The sequence below is a fragment of the Mesorhizobium sp. M1A.F.Ca.IN.020.06.1.1 genome, from assembly GCF_004023265.1.
GTDB lineage: Bacteria > Pseudomonadota > Alphaproteobacteria > Rhizobiales > Rhizobiaceae > Mesorhizobium.
This window is the reverse complement of record NZ_RZSR01000567.1, coordinates 1-3,961: the sequence shown is the minus strand read 5'-3', so window position 1 is coordinate 3,961 and position 3,961 is coordinate 1. Positions and strand designations below refer to the sequence as shown.

Here is a 3,961-nt window from a genome sequence, read left to right as displayed (position 1 = left end):
GCACCGCATTGTGCGAGCCCTTGATGCGGGGCACGTTGACGAAGCCGGCCGCGCAGCCCATCAGCACGCCGCCCGGGAATGAAAGCTTCGGCACCGATTGCCAGCCCCCCTCGGTGATGGCGCGAGCGCCATAGCCGATCCGCTTGGCGCCCTCGAAGGTGCCTCTGATCGCCGGATGAGTCTTGAAGCGCTGGAATTCCTCGAAGGGCGAGAGCCAGGGGTTCTTATAGTTCAGATGGACGACGAAGCCGACCGCCACCTGGTTGTCTTCGAGATGGTAGAGGAAGGAGCCGCCGCCGGTTTTCATGTCGAGCGGCCAGCCGAAGGAGTGCTGCACCAGCCCCGGCTTGTGGTTCTCAGGCTTGACCTGCCAGAGTTCCTTGAGACCGATGCCGAACTTGGCGGGCTCGCGGCCGTCGGCAAGCTGGTATTTGTCGATCAGTTGCTTGGCCAAAGAGCCGCGCGCGCCCTCGCCGATCAGCACGTATTTGCCCATCAGCGCCATGCCCGGAGCGTAGGCCGGGCCATGCGTGCCGTCCTTCTCGACGCCCATGTCGCCAGTGATCACGCCGGTCACGGCGCCGGCTTCGTTGTAGACAAGGCTCGCCGCGGCAAAGCCCGGATAAATCTCGACGCCGAGCGCCTCGGCCTTGGTCGCCAGCCAGCGGCAGACATTGCCGAGCGAGACGATGTAGTTGCCGTGATTGTTCATCAGCGGCGGCATCAGGAAGTTGGGTAGGCGGAAGGACCCGGCGGGGCCGAGCACCAGAAAATGATCGTCGGTGACAGGCGTCTTGAAAGGGTGCCCTTCCTCCTCGCGCCAGCCCGGCAAAAGGCGGTCGATGCCGATCGGGTCGACGACGGCGCCGGATAGGATATGGGCGCCGACCTCGCCGCCCTTTTCCAGCACGACGACGGAAAGGTCGGGGTTGAGCTGCTTCAGACGGATCGCCGCGGCAAGGCCGGCCGGACCGGCGCCGACGATGACCACGTCGAATTCCATGCTCTCGCGTTCGATTTCGCTCATCTGCCCCTCGCTGGCTTGCCCTATTCTCGCATTTTGCTGGCTCACGCGCTGCATAGCGCATCAATTCGCGACGCGAAACCGGCGCTGACGTGACAAAGCCGATTTCGACAAAAAGTCGCGGTGTTCCATACGAAACGGCCATCGGACAGGCGACGGCGAAGCATAGGCCAGGGTCATGCAGTTGGAAGGCCAGGCCTGTTCGGCACGTTTTTAATTGTTCGACGGCTTGCTTATCGGCAATACTTGGCCCCATGCGCACTCCCGAGCCAATCGGCTTTTCATTGAAGCGCTTACTCTTCACGCTCGGCGTGCTCTGCCGCGCGGTTCTTCCGCTCCTCTTTTCGCTCGGCGCCGCCCAGGCCGATCCGCAAAAAGTCTGGGCGGCCGGCGCCTACTCCTTTTCCGACGAGCTCGGCGGCTTCCGCATCACCGGCGCCTCCGGAATTGGCACCAAGGATGACCCGCTGGTCATCACCGAGGAGCTGAATTCGGCGACGCCAGTGACGCTGACCATCCGCGCGATCAGGCCGATCGAAGCCTTCGGCAGGGCCGGCAACGTGGCCAATGGGGTTATGTACATGCGCATCGACGTGCTCAACAACAGCTCCCTGCCCTGGGTCGAGTTCCAGTTCGAGTTGCAGGAAATCCTCGACCAGCCGAGCGTGTTCGGCGACGGCCTCTCCTTCGACCAGCGCAACAAGAATCCCGACAACATCGTCTCGAGCAACTTCGCCGATTTCGACCGCCAGTTCGAACCCTATGACCGGCTCTTGTTCAAGAACGGCAAGGTCGACCCGCTGAAGACGGCGACGTTCGAGTTCCTGATCACCGACTACACGCCGCGCTGGACATTTTTCCTGGTGCAGGATCCGCGCATACCGACGGGCTGACAGACATTGCGCTGAATGGCGAATTCCCGGCGGTTGCAAATCTTTGCCGCGCGGACGATGGTGGCGCCATGACTGCCGCCTCCCCCAACAACCCGATCGATATCGCAGAGCTGCTGGCCTTCTATGCCAGCGCCGGCGTTGACGAGGCGCTGGAAGACACACCTGTCAACCGCTTCGCCGAGGCCAAGCCGAAGCAAGCCGAGCGCGCGCCGGCGCAGGCGGCGACCGCGCGTGAAAGCATGCCCCTGGAGCGGCCGGCATCGGAGCCCGGATTGGAGGCAGGCCGGGCGGCGGAACGGCCGGCGGCATCGACGGGACTTGACGCAAGCCAAGTGCCCGATGCGCCGCGGCGCCCGACGCTCACCACCGCCACGGTCCCCGACGAGGGGCAGATCAAGCTCGCGCGGCAGCTGGCGGCGAGCGCCTCGACGCTTGACGAACTGCGCCAGCAGATGGCGGCGTTCGACGGCTGCAATCTCAAATTCACCGCCAAGAACCTGGTCTTCGCCGACGGCAACCCGAATGCCGACCTGATGCTCGTCGGCGAGGCGCCGGGCCGCGACGAGGACCTCGAAGGGCTGCCCTTCGTCGGCCGCTCCGGACGGCTGCTCGACAGCATGCTGGCAGCGATCGGCCTCGACCGGACATCGGCCTATATTGCCAACGTCATCCCGTGGCGCCCGCCGGGCAACCGAACGCCGACGCCGCACGAGACCGAGATCTGCCGCCCGTTCATCGAAAGGCAGATCGAGCTGGTCAATCCGAAGGTGCTGGTCAATCTCGGCGGCCCTTCCGCCAAGACGCTGCTCAACACGACCGAGGGCATCCTGCGCCTGCGCGGCAATTGGCGCGTCCACACCACCCAGTCGGGCATTGCCATTCCAGCGATGCCGACGCTGCATCCGGCGTATCTGCTTCGCACGCCTGCACACAAGAAGCTGGCGTGGCGGGATTTTCTCGAGGTGAAGGCGAAACTGAGGGCGTTGGGGTGAAGCACCTCCCCTTCTCCCACAACAAGGGAGAAGGGGAGCGATAATCTCTCAGGTAATTGAATTACTCCCCTCGCCGGCCTACTCATCCCCCATGACAACACCCGACGTCTCCGCCGGCAGCCTCATTCGCGAGTGGCGCACGCGCCGGCGCATGAGCCAGCTCGACCTCGCCATGGAAGCCGATATCTCGCAGCGGCATCTCTCCTTCGTCGAAAGCGGCCGCGCCCAGCCTTCGCGCGAGATGGTGCTGCATCTGGCCGAGCAGCTTGCCATTCCTCTACGCCAGCGCAACCAGCTTTTGCTCGCGGCCGGCTTCGCGCCGAGCTTCAGCGAAAGGCCGCTGACCGATACGACGCTGGCGCCGGCGATGGCTGCGGTCGAGACGGTGCTCAAGGGCCACGAGCCCTTCCCGGCGCTGGCGGTCGACCGGCACTGGAACCTCGTTTGCGCCAACGCGGCGATCGGCCCGTTCCTGGCCGACGTCTCGGAGCCGTGGCTGCTCAAGCCGCCGGTCAATGTGCTGAGGCTCAGCCTGCATCCCGGTGGCGTCGCGCCGCGCATCGTCAACCTCGCGGAATGGCGCGCGCATCTGCTCGAGCGCCTCAAGCACCAGAACGACGCCACCGGCGACTCCATGCTGATCGAGTTGGAGAAGGAATTGCACGGCTATCCGTCCGGGCTGAGGAGCAGCCGGCCGGCGCCGGTCGAGCCAAGCGGCATCGTCCATCCGCTCAGGCTCGCGCATGGCGATCAGGTGCTGTCCTTCATCAGCACGATCACCGTCTTCGGTACGCCGCTCGACGTGACGCTGTCGGAGCTGGCGATCGAATCCTTCTTCCCCGCCGACGACCAGACGCGGACCGTGCTGGTGCGGCTGGCGAAGGAGCGGACGGCCGCTTCGTAGGCTTACCCCTGCGGCGGCGTCGCCCTTCGGGTGCGCGTGCGCTCGAGGCCAAGTTGCCTTTCGCGCCAGATGATGAAGATGCCGGCGGCAACCACAATCACGCCGCCGATCAGCGTGTTGAGCGAGGTCACATCGCCGAACACAAGAT

Annotated in this window: 4 protein-coding genes and 1 pseudogene; 3 read left to right on the top strand and 2 right to left on the bottom strand. The window is 64.9% G+C overall.

What is annotated here, in order from left to right:
- Positions 1–1,027 (bottom strand): NAD(P)/FAD-dependent oxidoreductase (locus EOA60_RS22405; RefSeq protein ID WP_164899464.1); only part of this gene is annotated, 1,027 nt, incomplete at its 3' end.
- 251 nt (positions 1,028–1,278) lie between these two features.
- On the opposite strand from EOA60_RS22405, the gene EOA60_RS22400 reads away from it, so the two are divergent.
- From EOA60_RS22400 to EOA60_RS22390, 3 genes are all read left to right on the top strand, one after another.
- The gene (locus EOA60_RS22400) at positions 1,279–1,917 is read left to right on the top strand and encodes a hypothetical protein (protein ID WP_067321008.1); all 639 of its coding nucleotides are present in this window, start codon (positions 1,279–1,281) and stop codon (positions 1,915–1,917) included.
- A gap of 68 nt (positions 1,918–1,985) precedes the next feature.
- Positions 1,986–2,909, top strand: coding sequence for a uracil-DNA glycosylase (locus EOA60_RS22395; RefSeq protein WP_095823702.1), 924 nt, complete (start codon positions 1,986–1,988; stop codon positions 2,907–2,909).
- A gap of 91 nt (positions 2,910–3,000) precedes the next feature.
- Positions 3,001–3,813: a helix-turn-helix transcriptional regulator gene (locus EOA60_RS22390; protein ID WP_095823703.1), complete on the top strand. Its 813-nt coding sequence runs from the start codon at positions 3,001–3,003 to the stop codon at positions 3,811–3,813.
- A gap of 2 nt (positions 3,814–3,815) precedes the next feature.
- Here the strand turns inward: EOA60_RS22390 and EOA60_RS39140 are convergent.
- A pseudogene (locus EOA60_RS39140) lies at positions 3,816–3,961 on the bottom strand (EamA/RhaT family transporter); the annotation flags it as partial.

Bases quoted from the DNA above. Each gene is read 5' to 3' on its own strand.
- EOA60_RS22395 (WP_095823702.1), top strand. From the start codon at position 1,986: ATGACTGCCGCCTCCCCCAACAACCCGATCGATATCGCAGAGCTGCTG.
- EOA60_RS22400 (WP_067321008.1), top strand. From the start codon at position 1,279: ATGCGCACTCCCGAGCCAATCGGCTTTTCATTGAAGCGCTTACTCTTC.
- EOA60_RS22390 (WP_095823703.1), top strand. From the start codon at position 3,001: ATGACAACACCCGACGTCTCCGCCGGCAGCCTCATTCGCGAGTGGCGC.